This window comes from endosymbiont of unidentified scaly snail isolate Monju, from assembly GCF_000801295.1.
In the GTDB taxonomy this organism is placed as follows: Bacteria; Pseudomonadota; Gammaproteobacteria; order Chromatiales; family Chromatiaceae; genus MONJU.
The window spans coordinates 551,388-569,618 of the sequence record NZ_AP012978.1 but is presented as its reverse complement, the minus strand read 5'-3'; the positions used below and the strand labels follow the sequence as shown (position 1 = coordinate 569,618).

The following is an 18,231-nucleotide window of genomic DNA, read 5'->3' as shown; positions in this document are numbered from 1 at the left end:
CGGGATTACAGGCTGCCCTTGGTGGACGGCACTGCATCCCCCATGCGCGGGTCGATCTCCAGGGCCATGCGCAACGCGCGGCCAAAGGCCTTGAACACCGTCTCGGCCTGGTGGTGCGCATTCACCCCGCGCAGGTTGTCGATATGCAGGGTCACCAGGGCATGGTTGACGAAGCCCTGGAAGAACTCGTGGAACAGATCGACATCGAAACTGCCGATCATCGCGCGGGTGAAATCGACGTGGAAGTCCAGCCCCGGGCGACCGGACAGGTCGAGCACCACGCGCGAGAGCGCCTCGTCCAGCGGCACGTAGGCATGTCCGTAGCGGCGAATGCCCTTCTTGTCGCCGAGCGCCTGCGCGAAAGCCTGACCCAGGGTGATGCCGATGTCCTCGACGGTGTGGTGGGCGTCGATGTGCAGGTCGCCGTCGGCGACGATCTCCAGGTCGATCAGCCCGTGACGGGCGATCTGCTCGAGCATGTGCTCGAGAAAGGGCACGCCGGTCTCCAGGCGCGCCTGCCCGGTGCCGTCGAGGTTCAGACCGACGGTGATGCGGGTCTCGAGGGTGTTGCGCTCTACGCGGGCAGTGCGTGCCATCCGGCGAGTTCTCCGGGCTGTGTGAACGAAAAGGCCATTCTAACAGAAACCGTCAAGTCTCCAGCCAGAAGGTCACCGGCCCCTCGTTGACCAGCGCCACCTGCATGTCCGCACCGAACACGCCGGTAGCGACCTGCGGGTGGGCAGCTTGCGCGCGTGCCACCAGGTGGTCGAACAGCCGCCGTCCCAGATCCGGTGGCGCGGCACTGGAGAAGCTGGGACGCGCGCCCTTGCGGGTATCGGCGGCGAGGGTGAACTGCGGCACCAGCAAGAGGGCACCGCCGACCTCGCGCAGGGAGCGGTTCATGCGCCCGGTATCGTCGGCGAACACCCGGTAGCCAAGCAAACGCTCGAGCAGGCGTTCGGCACGCGCCTCGGTATCGTCGCGCTGCACCCCGACCAGCACCAGCAGGCCCGGGCCGATCTCGCCGACCACCTCGCCGACCACCTCGCCGGCGACTCGCACCCGGGCCTCGGAAACGCGTTGCAGTAATCCGATCATCTATCTATCCAACCCTTCGGACAAACCAGGGGATTTTCGACCAGATCCCCCGCTTGCGGGAGCACTCGGGAGGGAGGAGAAACACTTGCCGGTACTCCCCCTCCCGGCCTCCCCCTCGTATGGGAGGAGGGGAATAAAGCACTTGTTCAGAACTTCCAGAACCCGCGCGGACCCGCAACTTGACCACAAGGGGGTCTGCAACGCCAGTGCTGAACCGCCCCGGATATTCCGGAGACTGTTTTGTTTGAGTCAGGCCGCCTTGGCAGACTCTTTCTGTTGGCGATAATACGCCGCTTCCAACTCCGCCGGTGGCACGTTGCCAATAGGCTCCAGCAGCCGCCGGTGGTTGAACCAGTCCACCCACTCCAAAGTGGCATATTCGACCGCCTCCCTATGCTTCCAGGGGCCTCGCCGGTAGATAACCTCGGCCTTGTACAGACCGTTGATCGTCTCTGCCAGAGCGTTGTCATAGGAGTCCCCTCGGCTACCGACCGAGGCATCAATGCCGGCCCCGGCCAGGCGCTCCGTGTAGCGCACCGACAGGTACTGACAGCCTCGGTCACTGTGGTGCACCAGGCCCTCTGTGTCCTGGCGCGACCATAGCGCCTGCTCCAGCGCATCCAGCACCAGGTCGGTCTTCAGCGACCGGGAGACACGCCAGCCCACGATCCGTCGGGCATAGACGTCCACGACAAACGCCACATAGACAAACCCTGTCCAAGTCGCCACGTAGGTAATGTCCGCCACCCACAACTGATTCGGGCGGGTGGCAGTAAACTGCCGCTTCACCCGGTCCAGTGGTCGTTCCGCCGTCGTGTCGCCGATCGTTGTCCGGCAACGGCGGCCTCACACCACACCCCGCAACCCCATGACACGCATCAGGCGTTCCACCGTGCAGCGGGCTACCTCGATGCCTTCCCGGTTGAGCTGCCGCCATACCTTCCTGGCACCGTACACCTGGAAGTTCTCTTCCCAGATCCGTCGAATCTCGTCTGACAGGGCGCGATCCCGCTGCAATCGCCGCGGCAGTCGCTGTGGATCGGCCTCACGGGCCTTGTGCTCATAGTAGGTGGACGGGGCGATCGGCAGCACCGCGCAGATCGGCTCGACCCCGTAACGATCCCTGTGATCGTCGATGTACGCGATCATCTCTTCAGTTTGCGGTCGAGCTCCGCCTGGGCAAAAAAAGCCGACGCCGTCTTCAGAATCTCGTTGGCCCGCCTCAGCTCCCGGTTCTCCCGTTCCAAGGCCTTGAGCCGCTCGCGCTCCGACGTCGTCAGACCCTCACGCAGTCCTTGATCACGCTCGGCCTGTCTCACCCATTTGCGCAGTACAGCCGATCTTGGCCGCGATGGAGGTCATCGCCGCCCATTGGGAATCATGCTCGCCCTGATGATCAAACACCATGCGAACCGCCCGTTCCCGGACCTCAGGGGAATATCTCTTGCTCGTATCCATAGACTCTATCCTCTCAAGAAATGGAGTCTCCGGGAAACCCGGGGCGGTTCAGTGCCGGGTCCGTGAAGTCGAGATCGCGTGCTGGCTTTTCATCGACAAGACTGCCCATCATTGACTTGACACCCTGCTCTGCCAAATATACTGAATACTTTACGGATGGTATTCCGCGACTCTCGCGGCTATATTGGATCCGAAACGGCATCGCTATGGAAAGTGAATGAATCCGACCCCCCAGACCACGCTCGACACCTGGCGTAACCAGACGATTCAGCGCTTGTGTGATGGCCTCAACCTGCTGCTCGACAATGTCGGCGAGACCTTGGTGGACTTTGCCGCAAAATCCGAGAGCGTGGACCTGCAAACTTCTTTCTTCGATGCCCAACACCTGCTGGCCATGCGGGGAGATACCCTTCTCGCCAGTTTCCGGGATGAATTGATACGCCAGGAGGAAGACTCCAACATCCAGCACAAACCCACGCTGGGCGAAGAAACCCTCAGCCTGCTGGAACGTGAAGCCTATGAACGCTCGGTGGCGCTGGAGACCATCGCCAACAACTGCGCATTGCGGAACCAGCAGAACTTTCATGCCTTCAAGCAACGCATGTCAGCCATCCACGGCGGCCGCAAGTTCACGCTGGACGATCTGCCGCTCAATCCCAAGCGCGTCGCCAACGCCTATGAGCACGCCATCGAGGCGCTGGACATTCCCAGCCGGGCCCTGCTGGTACTGTTTACCCTGTTCGACCGCTACGTGATGGCCGAACTCGATGTCGCCGTCTCCGAAATCAACCAGCGTCTCGCCGATGCCGGCGTGTTGCCGACGGTCAAATACACCATAGTCCAGCAGAAACGTGATCCCGTTCAGCAACACGACGACAATCCCGAGGGGGCTGACTCGGTATTCAACGACCCGGCATCCGAGCCCCCTCCTCCGGCGCCCACCGCCGAACAGACCATGACGGAGATCTCACGCCTGCTCTCCGCGCAACGCCGGCGCCGCGCCTACAAGGAATTGAGCGAACCACCCGCCAATTATCCGCCGGTACCGCCACAAGAGAGCCGGCAGCGGGTCAACGAGGCCCTGGATTCTCCCCAACTGGCGCAACAAGCCCCCAACCCGGCATCGCAACTGCTGGTCACGCGCGACGACAAGGTCGTCATCGACAAGGAGCTGCTGCTCAAGGTCCGTCAAACACTGAAGAAGCAGCGCGCCCTGATCCATGCCCTCATGGGGGGATCGCGCAAGGTGGTCGAGCGCGAACAGAATGCCATTGACATCGTCGGCATGCTGTTCGAAGCGATCCTCGACGACGACAAGCTCTCTCCCCAACTCAAGACCCTGCTCAGTCACCTGCACACCCCGTACCTGAAGATCGCCGTCAACGATCCCGGGTTTCTTCAGGATGCCCAGCATCCCGCACGCCTGCTGCTCGACCGCATGCTGCAACTGGGCATCCGCTGGGTCGACCCCACGCTTCAATACTGTGTGCGCAAGATCCTCGATTCCAACGGCAAGCCCGACTACGCACACCTGAACCAGGAGCTGGACCGCAAGGCCATCCAGCTCGAACAATCCAAGAAGGTCGCCGAGAAACGCACGCTGGATGCGGAAAAGGGCCAGACCATGCTCACCCGTGCACGTCAGACTGCCGAATCCGCGACCCAGACCCTGTTGCGTGAACATCGCCTGCCCACCGCGGTGCGCATCTTCTTCCATACCATCTTTACCGACTACCTCAGCCTGCTGCTGCGCAACAACCTGGATGTCGAACACCCGGACTGCCGCGATGCCCTGGATGCCGCGATCCAGCTCATCGACAGCATGGGAACAAGCGACCTGGAAGGAGCCCGTGCCGCAGGTGAACGCCTGCAAGGGCAGATCATCCGGCTCCTGCCACACTACCAGGACAAGATCGGACTGTTCGTAAGGAACCTGGACAGCACCATCGCCGAATCGGCCATCAGCGAACCGGAGCCGCCCCCCATCGCCATGGAAGGGGAGGCGCCTGTCGAAGCAGAACCGTCTCCTCCGGCGGACGAAGAGGCCATTGCACGAGTGCTGCAGATCCCGGTCGGCAGCTGGTTCTTCCTGCAGAAGAACCCGGCAGACCAACCCCTGATGGTCAAGCTATTGTGGTCCAACCCCCACACGCGACATGTATTGTTCGTTGACCAACACGGCCTCAAACGCGCACGAATGACGCTCGAACAGGCAGCTGCCGACCTGGAAAGCGGCGCCTTGCGACCGGCACGGGTGAAAACCGAGGGAATCTTCTCTCAGCTACTGGCCAGCATCAAACAAAAACTCGAAGCCTCCATTGCCACAGGTAACCATTCATGAACGAAGAACGCCGCCGCGAGCCCCGCGTCGACGCACTGGCCTTCAACCTGTTCGTCTATGACAACCTCAACGGCACCCTGCTGGGCACCCTGGTCAACCTTTCGCGCCACGGAATGATGATCCTCGCATCGACCCAGTGCGAAGCCGGCGGCGTCCTGCAGATCGACCTGCGCCAGGCCGAACACCCCGACCAGCCCCTGCTGTCGACCGGCTTCCGGGTCAACTGGATCACCCCGGCCAACACCAGCGGCAGCTACTGGCTGGGCGGCAAGCTCATCGGCCTGTCGGAAGAAAACAGCAAAGTGCTCTCCGAACTGCTCCAACGGGCACGCCGGGCCTCTTCGGCCTGAGGGGCTCAGTCTCCGCCCAGGCGCTCGGCAAAAAAGTCCGTGGCCCCCACCAGGGCCGCTGCGATTTCCGGCTCACCCGCCGAATGACCACTGGCCGGCTGAATGGACAGCTCGCTGTCCGGCCAGGCCCGGTGCAGCTCCCAGGCATTCTCCACCGGGCAGATCATGTCGTAACGCCCATGCACGATGACTCCGGGAATCCCCTTCAGCCGATGCGCATCCTCGAGCAACTGGTTGGGGCGCAGAAAGGCGTCGTGCATGAAATAGTGGCTCTCTATCCGCGCCATGGCGAGCGCCACGTGCGGATCCCGAAAATGCGCCACCACTTCGGGGTTGCTCTGCAGCGTCGCGCAGCGCCCTTCCCATACCGACCAGGCACGCGCCGCAGCCATGCGCCGCAGTTCATCCTCGCCGGTGAGCAGTTCATGATAAGCCGTGAGCAGATCATGGCGCCTCTCTGGCGCCACTGGGTCGACAAAGTCTTCCCAATAATCGGGAAAGATACGGCTGGCACCTTCCTGGTAGAACCAGTGGATCTCCTGCGGACGGCACAGAAAGATCCCCCGCAACACCAACGCTGCAACCCGCTCGGGGTGAGTCTCGGCATAGGCCAGCGCCAGGGTCGAGCCCCAGGAACCACCGAACACCAGCCAACGCTCGATACCGAAATGCCGGCGCAGCCGCTCGATGTCCTCGACCAGATGCCAGGTAGTGTTGTCGACGAGGTCGGCGTGCGGGCGCGAACGCCCGGCACCGCGCTGATCGAACAGGATCACCCGGTAACGCTCGGGATCGAAGAACTGCCGATGCCAGGCCTCGCAGCCACCACCCGGCCCACCATGGAGAAACACCGCCGGGATGCCTCCCGGGTTGCCCACCTCCTCGACGTACAGGACATGACGCCCGTCACCGACCGCCAGTTCGTGACGCGCGTAGGGGCGGATGGGGGGATAGAGCGCCATGGAGCTGCTGGCCGTTCGAGGCGAGCCCCGAGCGCTCAGAAATCCTCTTCTTCCTCGGGCGGAGGATTGCCGTCGTACACCGCGCTGCGACGGCGCTGCAGGTAGGCATCACGCACGAAGGAGTAGGGATCGAGTGCGGCCTGATCGACCACCCGGCTGGCATTCAGCAGGTCGGAACGGGTATCGACCAGATTCAGCCCGCGCAGGCTCCAGCGCACGGTGTCGTCCTGCACATAGGTGAGCGGGTCGGTGAACCAGTCCACCACCACGCCCACGGCATCCCGCCCGGTGCTCGGACCCAGGATCGGCAGCACCAGGTAAGGTCCGGACGCCACCCCCCAGGTACCCAGGGTCTGACCGAAGTCTTCCTCATGGCGTCGCAGGTCGAGGTGCGAGGCCACGTCGAACAGCCCGCCGATCCCGACCGTGGTATTGACCACCACCCGGGTGAGGTCGGTGGCGGCATGACCGACCTTGAACTGCAACAGGCTGTTGATGGCCGAAGTGATGTCTTCCAGGTTGTTGAAGAAATTGGTCACGCCCTTGTCCACCGGCGAGGGCACGATCAGGTTATAGCCCTCGGCCAGGGGATTGATGAGCGCCCGGTCGAGAAAATCGTTGAGGCTGAACATCGCCCGGTTGAACCCCTCCAGGGGATCGCGCGGATCGGCGTAATCCGGATCGGTGGTCGCACAACCGCCGAGGAAGAGCAAACCGACGAGAGCGAGAGTACGCAGCGTGCCGCTGGCGCGAACGGGGCTGTTCATGGTGCTTTGAGCTTCCCTGTGCCGAGTTCTTTTCTGCCGGAACATTCCGACGCCGTTTTCGAATTATAGGCGGAGGCCAAAGGCAAAGTCAGTCGGATTTTACCGAAACCGTCGCCCCCCGGCCTTCCCCTCCCCTGTCGGCCGCAATGGAGTCAACTTGAATGGAATTACCCCTCGCCAGCCGACGCGGCTTTCATTATCCTGCCGCCAGTGAGCGAGACACCCTACAACCCCCTGATGAGCCGCCGCTTTCGCGGTTACCTGCCCGTGGTGGTGGACGTCGAGACCGGCGGCTTCGACTCGGCTGGCGACGCCCTGCTGGAAGTCGCGGCGGTAACTCTGCGCATCGACGACGAGGGTCGGCTACATCCCGCCGAATCCTTCATCGAGCACGTGATCCCCTTCGAGGGCGCCAACCTGGACCCCAAGGCACTGGAGTTCACCGGCATCGATCCCTGGAACCCGCTACGCGGCGCCAAACCCGAGAAACAGGCACTCAGCGACCTGTTCGCGCCTATCCGTGCAGCAGTCAAGGCCAGCGGCTGCAAGCGCGCCATCCTGGTGGGGCACAACGCCTTCTTCGACCTGGGCTTCCTAAATGCCGCGGTGGCACGTTGCAACTACAAGCGCAACCCGTTCCACCCTTTCAGCACCTTCGACACCGTGACCCTGGCCGGGCTGGCTTTCGGTCAGACCGTGCTCGCGCGCGCGGTGATGGCCGCCGGCATCGACTGGGACGCCGCCCAGGCGCACGGCGCGCTCTACGACGCAGAGAAGACGGCAGAACTGTTCTGCCACATCGTCAACCAGTGGCACGCCCTGGACACCCCGCGCCCCTGGCTGGAGGCAGACGAATCGCCGGACTGACGTCGCGCGAAAGGCCGATGATTCAGCCGGCGCCCTCTTCCTCGGCACTCGGCCAGTGCTTCGCCGCCTCCTTGACCATCTTCTGCAGCTCACCGCTGGCATGCAGCTCCAGGGTGATGTCGCAGCCGCCGACCAACTCGCCGTTGATATACACCTGCGGAAAGGTCGGCCAGTCGGCGAAACGCGGCAGGTTCTCGAAGATCTCGGGGTCGGCCAGTACGTTCACATAAGCGAACTTTTCCCCGCAGTCCTGCAGGGCCGCCGCCGCCCGCGAAGAGAAACCACACTGCGGAAACTGCGGCGTGCCCTTCATGTAGATGATGATCGGGTTGGACTCGACCTGCTGCTTGATCCTCTCCAGAACGTCCATAATGCGGCACCTCTTGCCTGTTGCGGACCGCCGGTGCGGCCCTGGATGACTGACAGACACATTCTAGGGGCGGGCGCGCCAGGGATAAACCACGAACTGGCCATGCGATTGGCGCCCCGGTGAGGAAGGCAGCCGTCAGATCCTGTGCCGCTGCAACCAGAACTCGAGCAGGGCCAGGTGCCACAGCTTGCTGCCCATGATGCGGGTGTGATGCATCTCGGGCGCATCGAGCAGGCGGTCGACATAGTCGCGCCGGAACAGGCCTCGCTGACGACAGGCCTGCGAATCGAGGATGTCGCGCATGAAGCCCAGGAACTCGCCGCGCACGTACTTGAGCGCAGGCATGGGGAAGTATCCCTTGGGCCGGTCGATCACCGCATCGGGCACACGCCCGCGCGCGATACGCTTGAGCAGGTACTTGCCACCATCGCGCAGCTTGAGTTCAGTGGGCACGCGCGCGGCGACCTCGACCAGTTCGTGATCGAGGAAAGGCACCCGCGCCTCCAGCCCCCAGGCCATGGTCATGTTGTCCACGCGCTTGACCGGGTCGTCCACGATCAGGGTGGTCACGTCCAACTTGAACACCGCATCCATGAAGTCGTCGGTGAGCGGGTCGTCGAGGCGGCGCGCGATATACTCGCCGGTGACATCCCGAGTGTGCCAGCGCGCCTCGAGCATGCGCAGCATCTCGTCGTGATCGCGGTCGAAATAGTGCTTGCGGAAGCGCTCCAGGCGCGAACCCGCGTGCTCGGCGGCCATGCGCGGATACCAGAAATAGCCGCCGAAGACCTCGTCTGCCCCCTGCCCCGACTGCACCACCTTGATGTGTCTCGAGACCTGTTCGGAGAGCAGATAGAAGGCCACCGCGTCCTGCCCGAACATGGGTTCGGCCATGGCGTCCACCGCCTCGGGCAAACGTTTCAGTACTTCGTCGTTGGGTACCAGGAACTTGTGGTGGATGGGCCGAAAACGCTCGACCACCTGGTCGGAATACTCGAACTCGCTGCCCTTCTCTTCCGGCTGGTCCTCGAAACCGACCGAAAAGGTGTGAAAGCCCTCGATGCCGATCTCGTCGAGCAGCGCCACCAGCAGGCTGGAGTCCAGCCCACCGGAGAACAACACACCCACCGGCACATCGGCCACCTCGTTGCGCCGGCGCACCGCAGCAAACAGGCGGTCGTGAATCAACTCGACCCATTCATCTTCCGAGCGCGCGAGATCCGTGTCGCTGCGCCGTACATCCAGGTCCCAGTAACGCCGCAGGCGGGTCGCACCATCGGCCTCGACAATCAGCACATGCGCAGGTTCCAGCTTGCGAATGCCGCGCAGCAGGGTATACGGCGCCGGCACCACGCCGTGCAGGCTGTACTGGAAGTGCAGGGCCGCCGGGTCGAGCGCGGTATCGACCCCGCCAGCGGCGAGCAGTGCCTGGGTATTCGAGGCGAAGCGCCACCAGCCGTCGCCTTGCGCGTAGTAGAACGGCTTGATACCGAAGCGGTCGCGCGCGCAGAACAGACGGTTGCGCGCACCATCGTGAATAGCGAAGGCGAACATGCCGTGCAGATGCTGCGGACAGTCCTCGCCCCATTCGCGGTAGGCCTTGAGGATGACCTCGGTATCGCCCTCGGAGACGAAGCGATGGCCGCGCGCCTGCAGCTCGCGGCGCAGTTCGCGGTAGTTGTAGATGGCGCCATTGAACACCAGTGCCAACTCGCCATCGACCATCGGCTGGTGCGATCGCTCGGACAGGTCGATGATCGACAAGCGACGGTGCCCCAGCGCCACGCCCTCGTGCAACCAGCGCCCCTCGTCATCAGGCCCGCGCTGCGCCAGCGTCGGCAACATCGCCTCCACGCGTGCCGGACCATCGAACCGCCATTCACCACAGATACCGCACATTCAGTCGTCCTCCCCAGCCATACCCCAGCCACCGCCGCCCGGGGTCTCGACAACCAGCACATCGCCCGCGCGCACCGCGCGCTCGCACTTGCCCGGCAACACCTCGTCGTTCAGGCGATTGATCCCCACCTGCCCCGGCGCGCCCCCGGCCAGCCCCCAGGGCGCATGCCGCCGCCGCTCGGTGAGCAGTGTAAGCTGAGCCGGCGCCAGGAATTCGAAGGCACGGACCAGGCCATCCCCCCCCCGCGATGCCGCCCGACACCGCCGCTACCGCGACGGACGGCATAACGACGCACGCGCAGCGGGTAATGGTTCTCCAGGATCTCCACCGGAGTGTTCAGCGTGTTGGTCATGTGCGTCTGCACCGCATCCAGTCCGTCGCCGGTGGCATGCGCGCCCATGCCGCCACCGACCGTCTCGTAATAGCTCCAGGCGCGCTCGCCACCCGCGCCCATGGCGATGTTGTTCATGCTGCCGTGGCTGGCGGCGGGAATGGCCTCGGGCAGGGCCTGGGCCAGCGCGCCGAGCACCACGTCCACCACGCGAGTGCTGGTCTCGACATTGCCCGCGGCCACCGCAGCGGGACGCCGGGCGTTGAGCAGGCACCCCTCGGGCACGGTGAGCGCAATCGGCCGAAAGGCACCGGCGCAGGCCGGGGTCTGCGGCGGCATCAGACAACGGAACACGTAGAGTACGGCCGCCGCGGTGACCGCCAGCGGGCAGTTGACGTTGCCCTCCACCTGCGCGGCAGTGCCGGTAAAGTCCAGCGCGGCCCGCTCGCCGTCGATGCGCAACCGCAGGCGAATGGGGATCTCGTACTGCCCCTGGCCATCGTCGTCGAGCAGATCTTCAAAGCGGTACTCGCCATCGGGGATGGCGCCGATGGCATGCCGCGCCAGGCGCTCGGCATAGGCATCGAGGGCCGCCAGTCCTGCGCGAAAACGTCCCAGCCCCTCACGCGCGATCAGCACCGACAAGGCCCGACAGCCGGCGCGATTCGCCGCGAGTTGCGCCGAGAAATCGCCCATCGACTCACGTGTATTGCCCGTGGTCGCGGTGATGCGCGCAAGCAGGGACTGGTCCAGGCGTCCCTCGCGTACCAGGTGGGTCGGCGGGATCACCACCCCTTCCTCATCGAGCGAACGCGACACCGGCATGCTGCCGGGGCGTGCGGCGCCGATATCGGCATGATGCGCACGATTGACCACGAAGGCGGCCAACTCGCCGTCGACAAACACCGGTGCCACCAGGGTCACATCCGGCAGGTGCGTGCCTCCCAGGTAGGGGTCGTTGAACACCACTTGGTCGCCCGGCCGCCAGTCGATGCCAGCCACCACGTCGTGCATGGCGAAAGCCATGCTCCCCAGGTGCACCGGGATGTGTGCCGCCTGCGCACACAGCGCGCCATCGGCGTCGAAGATGGCGCAGGAAAAATCGAGCCGGTCGCGGATGTTGGGCGAGAAGGCCGCATTGCGCAGCACCAGGCCCATCTCCTCGCAGATGGCGTCCAGACGGTTGGCGAAGATATTGAGCTCGGCAGGGTTCATCGGTGCATTGTCGCGCAAGCACCCACCGGCTGTCATGAGCGATGATTGATCCCCACCCAGTAACCAAGTAAAATAGTTGGACTAAATAATCCACAATCATCACCTACAATCACTAGAATCATCGTGAGATAACGCATAGGAGAGCATCCATGAACCCACTGAAGAATCCCTGGGCCACCGTACTGGTCGGCGTCATTCTGGCTGTTGGCATTACCCTGGCCATGGGTGCATCCGGTAACGGGCTGAGCCTGACCATCTGGCTGCACGTCATCGTCGGTATCACCTGGATCGGCCTGCTGTACTACTTCAACTTCGTACAGGTGCCGGCCGTGGCCGCCGCGCTGGCCGACAAGGAGCCGGGTCCGGCCGCCATCAACAAGTATGTCGCCCCGCGTGCCCTGCTGTACTTCCGCTGGGCAGCCGTGGCCACCTGGCTGACCGGTGTGTCCGGCCTGGCACAGATCGGTGGCGGCATGGACGGTATCGTCAATGCCTTCATGCTTACCGGCGGCATGGAGCGTATCGGCGTGGGCGCCTGGCTGGGCACCATCATGCTGTTCAACGTCTGGGTGTTCATCTGGCCCAACCAGAAGAAGATCCTCGGCATGGTTTCTGCCGCACCCGAAGAGATTGCCAAGGCCAAGGTGGTAGCACTGTACGCCTCGCGTACCAACACCCTGCTGTCGATTCCCATGCTGATGAGCATGGTGGGTTTCGGTCACGGCGGCTTCCTGCCGATGGGATGACCTGACGGACTCCATTCCACACCAAGGCCCGGCAGGGGTATCCTGCCGGGCCTTTTTCGTTCCCCCTGCGACAATTTGTTACTTTTTTGCGGCGGACATACCCCTCTCTCGCATGCAGACATTCACTGCCCCCGATCCGATACCGAAAGATGTGAGCCTCCGAGGACAAAGAAGAAGAGGCCTCGCATCCGGCAGTGGCCGACTTACCGGAAAGGCGATCAGGATAAAGGCGTGCTGGCCGTCAAGGCGAAATACAGCCCCCTGCCGCATATCTTCACGCCTGCAGGCATGAGGTTCCTGGCGTCTCGGTGTCTCAAATGCATTGAACCAGGACAGGTACTTGATCGGCAGCGCAAATGGCGGTATTTTCCGCCCCTTGTCGCCGGTGGAGCGGCTCACGGAGGTGGTCCTCGCAACCCGAGACCGCCTTTTTTGTTTCGATGGAAAACCGGATCGCCGTCATGACCGACGTACTGATGCACACCTACCAGCGGCTGCCCGTGACCTTCGCCCAGGGGCAGGGGGCCTGGCTAACCGACACCGAAGGCCGACGCTACCTCGACGCGCTGGGCGGGATCGCTGTCTGCGCCCTGGGCCATGCCCATCCCGCGCTCACCGCCGCCCTGTCCGACCAGGCCGGCCGCCTGCTGCACGTCTCCAACCTGTATGGCATTGCCGAGCAGGAGAAACTGGGCGAGGCACTGTGCCAGCTCTCGGGCATGGACCGGGTTTTCTTCGCCAACTCGGGAGCCGAGGCCAACGAGGCCGCCATCAAGCTGGCGCGATTGCATGACCACCGCCGGGGCATCCAGAACCCCGCCATCGTGGTCATGGAGAACAGTTTTCACGGCCGCACCCTGGCCACTCTGAGCGCCACCGGCAACCGCAAGGTGCAGGCCGGTTTCGAGCCCCTGGTACAGGGCTTCGTACGCGTCCCCTACGACGACCTCGACGCCCTGCGCGCGGTCGCCGACAACCAGCCCGACGTGGTCGCGGTGCTGGTCGAGCCCATCCAGGGCGAGGGTGGCGTGCGTATCCCCTCCGAAGGCTACCTCGAGGGCATCCGCGCCCTGTGCGACGAGCAAGGGTGGCTGATGATGCTCGACGAGATCCAGACCGGCATGGGCCGCACCGGCCGCTTCTTCGCCTTCCAGCACACCGATGTGGTGCCCGATGTCATGACCCTGGCCAAGGCCCTGGGCAATGGCGTGCCCATCGGCGCCTGCCTGGCGCGTGGCGAGGCGGCCGAACTCTTCGGCCCTGGCAACCATGGCTCGACCTTTGGCGGCAACCCCCTGGCCTGCCGCGCCGGCCTGGTGGTCTGCGACACCCTGCGTACCGGCGACCTGCCGGCACACGCCGCGCTGCTGGGCGAGAAGCTGCTCGACGACTTCGCCTCCGCGCTCGAGGATGTGAGCGGCGTGCGCGAGATCCGCGGCCGCGGCCTGATGATCGGCATCGAGCTGGACCACCCCTGCGGCGAGCTGGTGGGACGCGCGCTGGAGGCCGGTCTGCTGATCAATGTCACCGCCGAGACCGTGGTCCGCCTGCTGCCACCGCTGATCCTCAGTGACGCGGAAGCCGAGCAGATGGTCGCCACGCTCAGCGGCCTGATCCGCGATTTTCTCGCCCAGTTCTGAACGCGAGGCCCGCCATGAGCCGTATCCGACACTTCCTCACCCTGCTGGACCTGAGCCCCGAAGAACTGCGAGGCATCATCCAGCGTGCCAGCGAACTCAAGCGCCTGCAACGCGCGGGCGAACCCCATGCCACCCTGCAAGGCAAGGTGCTGGCGATGATCTTCGAGAAATCGTCCACACGCACCCGTGTCTCCTTCGAGACCGGCATGAGCCAGCTCGGCGGCTCGGCCATGTTCCTGTCGCCACGCGACACCCAGCTCGGGCGCGGCGAACCCATCGAGGACACTGCCCGTGTCCTCTCGCGCATGGTCGATTGCGTGATGATTCGCACCTTTGCGCACGACAACGTCGAACGCTTTGCCGAACATTCACAGGTACCAGTGATCAACGGCCTGACCGACCTGTATCACCCCTGCCAGCTGCTCGCCGACATGCAGACCTTCTTCGAGCATCGCGGCGATATCCGGGGACGCACCGTGGCCTGGGTGGGTGATGGCAACAACATGTGCCATTCCTATATCAATGCCGCGCGCCAGTTCGACTTCCAACTGCGTGTCGCCTGCCCCGAGGGCTATGAGCCCGACGCCGACATCCTCGCCGCCGCCGGAGAGCGTGCGCAGATCGTGCGCGACCCGACTGCGGCAATCGAAGGCGCCGACCTGGTGGTCACCGATACCTGGGTAAGCATGGGTCAGGAAGAGGAAAAGCAGCACCGGCAGACCGCCTTCGCGCCCTACAAGGTCACCCGCGAATTGATGGCGCTCGCCACACCGGACGCCTTGTTCATGCACTGCCTGCCGGCCTATCGTGGCATGGAGGTCGAGGCCGAGGTGCTCGACGCGCCCGACAGCGTGGTCTGGGACGAGGCGGAGAACCGCCTGCATGCGCAGAAGGCGCTGCTCGAATTCCTGCTCGCCGGTTGAACCATGCCGCTGCTGAAGGTCGATGACATTGCGGTCGCCTATGATGAGCGCCCGGTCGTCGAACACCTGTCCTTTCACGTCAACCGGGGCGAGATCGTCAGCCTGCTGGGAGCCAGCGGCTGCGGCAAGACCACGGCCCTGCGCGCCATCGCCGGATTCGAACCGGTACGCACAGGAAAAATCCTGATCGACCACCAGGTCGTCTCCACCCCCGACCGCCTGGTACCACCGGAACAACGCCACATTGGCATGGTGTTTCAGGACTACGCCCTGTTTCCGCACCTCACCGTAGCCGAGAACATCGCTTTCGGCCTGCAAGGACTGTCGCCTTCCGAGCGCCACCAGCGGGTACGAAAGCTGCTGTCCGCAGTCGGACTGCATGACCTCGGCAAACGCTATCCACACGAACTCTCGGGCGGGCAACAGCAGCGGGTGGCCCTGGCACGCGCACTGGCGCCACGACCGACACTGCTGCTGATGGATGAACCCTTTTCCAATCTCGATGTCGAACTGCGCGAGCGTCTGGGCCTGGAAGTCCGGGACCTGCTTCGCGACCAGGGCACCACGGCCATCCTGGTGACTCACGACCAGCACGAGGCCTTCGCCATGTCGGACCACGTTGGCGTCATGCACCAGGGACACATTCTGCAATGGGACACCCCCTACAACCTGTACCATGAGCCGGCTGACCGCTTCGTCGCCGATTTCATCGGTCAGGGCGTGTTCATCGACGGAAAGATCCTGGCACCTGCCCGTTTTCAGACCGAATTTGGCGTACTGGAGGCCAACCGTTGCTCCTGTCGCGCCCAGGCCGGAGACAAGGTGGACATCCTGTTGCGTCCCGACGACGTGGTACCGGACGATCAGAGCCCGCTCCAGCTCAAGGTGGTCGAACGCGCCTTCCGGGGCACCGAAATACTGTACACGCTGGAATCGGAGGCCGGCACCCGCCTGCTCGCCCTGTTCCCCAGCCATCACGACCATGCGACGGGTGAACGAGTTCGCGTACGCATCGGCGCTCAACACGTAATATGCTTTCCCCACACCGCACCGGATGCCGGTGGTGCCTGATCAAGCTGTAGAGGATCACGACCGTGAGAAGATACCTGTTCATCACCCTGTTACTGCTGGCCAGCCAGGCACTGGCCGAACGCGCCTGGGTCACCGATGAATTCAAGATCACCGTGCGCAGCGGCGAGAGCCCGCGGCACAAGATCATCAGCATGATCAAGTCCGGCACCCCCGTGCAGGTACTTTCACGCAACCGGGCGACCGGCTATTCGCGCGTGCGCCTGCCCAACGGCAAGGAAGGCTTCGTGCTCAGCCGCCAGTTGCTCGATCACCCGGTGGCTCGCGAACAGCTCGCCACACTCGAGGCCGAAGTCGCCGCCCTCAAGACCGCACCCAGCGAACTGCAACGCAAGCTGGCCGACCTGACCGAACGGCACAATCGCCTCAGCCGGGAGCACGAGTCGCTGCAGGCCGAAAAAAAGCGCATCGAACTGGAACTGGCCGCACTCAAGCGCACCTCCGCCAACGCGGTACGCATTGCCAACGAACGCAACGAGCTGCGCAAGCAGGTCGCCGAACTGACTCGCAGCAACGAAGAACTCAAGCAGGAAAAGCGCGAACTGGAAAACAACAGCGCGCAACGCTGGTTCATGATCGGCGGCGGCGTCACCATCGCCGGCATCCTCATCGGCCTGATCCTGCCCCACCTGCGCCTGCGCCGCCGCAAGGACAGCTGGGGGTCGCTCTGACCCCCGTATTCACTTTCCGACAACCACGAAGAACACAAAGGGCTTGAGAGGGCCTGTCCAGGCCGTTTCAGCGGAAAAGCGCCTGCTCCATGGCGGACCACTCCTGCCCATGATGGTCGACAGCGAAAAACTTCGTGTCCTTCGTGCCCTTCGTGGTTTCCCCATAAAACAAAGGGCCGCCGAGGCGGGCCCTTGCGAGACACCTGAACGGCGAGCCGCTCAGTTGTTCTGGATGACGATGTTGGGGAACTTGGCGGCGTAGCTCTTGGCCTGACGCGAGAGCCTGGCCGCGGCCCTGCGTGCGATCTCGCGATAGATCTGCGAGGAGCGGGATTCGGGGTCGGCGACCACGGTGGGCTTGCCCGAGTCGGTCTGCTCGCGGATGCGCTTCTCCAGCGGCAGGGCACCCAGGAACTCCACCCCGTATTCCTCGGCCATGCGCTGGCCGCCGCCCTCGCCGAAGATGTGCTCCTCGTGACCGCAATTGGAGCAGATATGGATGGACATGTTCTCGACGATGCCCAGCATCGGCACCTCCACCTTCTCGAACATCTTGAAGCCCTTGCGCGCGTCCAGCAGGGCGATGTCCTGCGGGGTAGTGACGATGATCGCGCCCGAGACCGGCACCTTCTGCGCCAGGGTGAGCTGGGTGTCGCCGGTACCCGGCGGCAGATCGATGACCAGGTAGTCGAGGCTGTCCCAGTTGGTGTCGTTGAGCAGCTGCTCAAGCGCCTGGGTGACCATGGGACCACGCCAGATCATCGGTGTCTCCTCGTCGATGAGGAAGCCGATGGACATGGCCTGCAGGTGATAGCTGGTCATGGGCTCGAGGGTCTTGCCATCCTTCGATTCCGGTTTGCCGGAAATGCCCAGCATGCGCGGCTGCGAGGGGCCGTAGATGTCGGCGTCCAGGATACCCACGCGCGCGCCCTCGGCGGACAGCGCCAGTGCCAGGTTGACCGCGGTGGTGGACTTGCCCACGCCGCCCTTGCCAGAGGCCACGGCGATGATGTTCTTTACGTTGTCGATAGGCTTGAGTGCCTTCTGCACCGAGTGGGCTGCGATCTCCCAGCTCAGGTCCACCTCGCACTGGCTCACGCCCTCGACCGACTCGCAGGCCTGCTTCACGGCGCCGGCGATCTCGTCCTGCACGCTTTTGACCGGAAAGCCCATTACCACCTTGACCTTGACCTTGTCGCCATCGATGACGATGTCCTTGATGGACTTGGCCGTGACCAGGTCGGTACCCAGGTGAGGTTCGACATAGCCCTTGAGGGCCTCTTCGATGGATTCTTGGGTGACTTCAGCCATGTGTGATACTCCTGCGGACCGCGCTGCGCGCGATGCCATGCGGTTGAATTGGGTACTGGTTGGCAATTCTACCATCTGCCCCCGGACAAACCCAACCGTATTGCTCGGGTTTATCTCCCTCCCGACCTCTCCCGCATGCAGGGCAGGAGGCGCTGCGCTCGCTGAGGCACGGAGGTGCCGTCCAACGAGCAC

At 63.8% G+C, this 18,231-nt stretch carries 15 protein-coding genes, 2 pseudogenes and 1 other annotated feature; of the genes and pseudogenes, 8 read left to right on the top strand and 9 right to left on the bottom strand.

Annotated elements, in window-relative coordinates; genetic code table 11:
- Positions 1 to 5 precede the first annotated feature (5 nt).
- From hisB to EBS_RS13410, 3 genes and pseudogenes are all read right to left on the bottom strand, one after another.
- The gene (hisB, locus tag EBS_RS02680) at positions 6 to 596 is read right to left on the bottom strand and encodes an imidazoleglycerol-phosphate dehydratase HisB (RefSeq protein ID WP_043107188.1); all 591 of its coding nucleotides are present in this window, start codon (positions 594 to 596) and stop codon (positions 6 to 8) included.
- Between the two features lie 52 nt (positions 597 to 648).
- Positions 649 to 1,098 carry a D-aminoacyl-tRNA deacylase gene (dtd, locus tag EBS_RS02675; RefSeq protein WP_043107187.1) on the bottom strand — a complete coding sequence of 150 codons (450 nt, stop codon included), beginning with the start codon at positions 1,096 to 1,098 and terminating at the stop codon, positions 649 to 651.
- A 249-nt stretch (positions 1,099 to 1,347) separates the two neighbouring features.
- A pseudogene (locus EBS_RS13410) lies at positions 1,348 to 2,556 on the bottom strand (IS3 family transposase).
- Positions 2,173 to 2,289, bottom strand: a sequence feature (AL1L pseudoknot). It overlaps the preceding pseudogene by 117 nt.
- Positions 2,557 to 2,773: 217 nt before the next feature.
- Here EBS_RS13410 and EBS_RS02660 point away from each other — a divergent pair.
- Positions 2,774 to 4,897, top strand: coding sequence for a DUF1631 family protein (locus EBS_RS02660; RefSeq protein ID WP_043107185.1), 2,124 nt, complete (start codon positions 2,774 to 2,776; stop codon positions 4,895 to 4,897).
- Entirely contained in the window at positions 4,894 to 5,247 is a 354-nt protein-coding gene (locus EBS_RS02655) for a PilZ domain-containing protein (protein ID WP_043107183.1), read from the top strand. Before EBS_RS02660 ends, EBS_RS02655 begins: the two co-directional genes overlap by 4 nt.
- Before the next feature lie 5 nt (positions 5,248 to 5,252).
- Here the strand turns inward: EBS_RS02655 and pip are convergent, their stop codons facing one another.
- Positions 5,253 to 6,209, bottom strand: coding sequence for a prolyl aminopeptidase (pip, locus tag EBS_RS02650; RefSeq protein ID WP_043107180.1), 957 nt, complete (start codon positions 6,207 to 6,209; stop codon positions 5,253 to 5,255).
- A 35-nt stretch (positions 6,210 to 6,244) separates the two neighbouring features.
- Complete coding sequence (locus tag EBS_RS02645) at positions 6,245 to 6,976, bottom strand: MlaA family lipoprotein (protein WP_043107178.1); 732 nt, start codon at positions 6,974 to 6,976, stop codon at positions 6,245 to 6,247.
- Positions 6,977 to 7,213: 237 nt separating this feature from the next.
- On the opposite strand from EBS_RS02645, the gene rnt reads away from it, so the two are divergent.
- Complete coding sequence (rnt, locus tag EBS_RS02640; protein WP_081999978.1) at positions 7,214 to 7,843, top strand: ribonuclease T; 630 nt, start codon at positions 7,214 to 7,216, stop codon at positions 7,841 to 7,843.
- Between the two features lie 22 nt (positions 7,844 to 7,865).
- On the opposite strand, the gene grxD is transcribed toward rnt, so the two are convergent.
- The 3 genes and pseudogenes from grxD to EBS_RS02625 all read right to left on the bottom strand — a co-directional run bounded on the left by grxD (position 7,866) and on the right by EBS_RS02625 (position 11,659).
- Positions 7,866 to 8,213, bottom strand: a complete 348-nt coding sequence (gene grxD / locus EBS_RS02635) for a Grx4 family monothiol glutaredoxin (protein WP_052199228.1) — start codon at positions 8,211 to 8,213, stop codon at positions 7,866 to 7,868.
- A 135-nt stretch (positions 8,214 to 8,348) separates the two neighbouring features.
- A complete protein-coding gene (locus EBS_RS02630; RefSeq protein ID WP_043107176.1) occupies positions 8,349 to 10,112 on the bottom strand; it encodes an N-acetylglutaminylglutamine amidotransferase in 1,764 nt (587 codons plus the stop codon).
- Positions 10,113 to 11,659 (bottom strand): annotated as a pseudogene (locus EBS_RS02625) (hydantoinase B/oxoprolinase family protein).
- A gap of 149 nt (positions 11,660 to 11,808) precedes the next feature.
- Here EBS_RS02625 and EBS_RS02620 point away from each other — a divergent pair.
- The 5 genes from EBS_RS02620 to EBS_RS02600 all read left to right on the top strand — a co-directional run bounded on the left by EBS_RS02620 (position 11,809) and on the right by EBS_RS02600 (position 16,728).
- Positions 11,809 to 12,405, top strand: coding sequence for a urate hydroxylase PuuD (locus EBS_RS02620; RefSeq protein ID WP_081999784.1), 597 nt, complete (start codon positions 11,809 to 11,811; stop codon positions 12,403 to 12,405).
- A gap of 461 nt (positions 12,406 to 12,866) precedes the next feature.
- Entirely contained in the window at positions 12,867 to 14,045 is a 1,179-nt protein-coding gene (locus EBS_RS02615; RefSeq protein ID WP_043109106.1) for an aspartate aminotransferase family protein, read from the top strand.
- Between the two features lie 14 nt (positions 14,046 to 14,059).
- Positions 14,060 to 14,968, top strand: a complete 909-nt coding sequence (argF, locus tag EBS_RS02610) for an ornithine carbamoyltransferase (RefSeq protein WP_043107173.1) — start codon at positions 14,060 to 14,062, stop codon at positions 14,966 to 14,968.
- 3 nt (positions 14,969 to 14,971) lie between these two features.
- A complete protein-coding gene (locus tag EBS_RS02605) occupies positions 14,972 to 16,039 on the top strand; it encodes an ABC transporter ATP-binding protein (protein WP_043107172.1) in 1,068 nt (355 codons plus the stop codon).
- Between the two features lie 23 nt (positions 16,040 to 16,062).
- Entirely contained in the window at positions 16,063 to 16,728 is a 666-nt protein-coding gene (locus EBS_RS02600; protein ID WP_043107171.1) for a TIGR04211 family SH3 domain-containing protein, read from the top strand.
- Between the two features lie 219 nt (positions 16,729 to 16,947).
- On the opposite strand, the gene apbC is transcribed toward EBS_RS02600, so the two are convergent.
- Positions 16,948 to 18,039 (bottom strand): iron-sulfur cluster carrier protein ApbC, encoded by a 1,092-nt coding sequence (apbC, locus tag EBS_RS02595; RefSeq protein WP_043107169.1) that lies wholly within the window; start codon positions 18,037 to 18,039, stop codon positions 16,948 to 16,950.
- Positions 18,040 to 18,231: the final 192 nt, after the last annotated feature.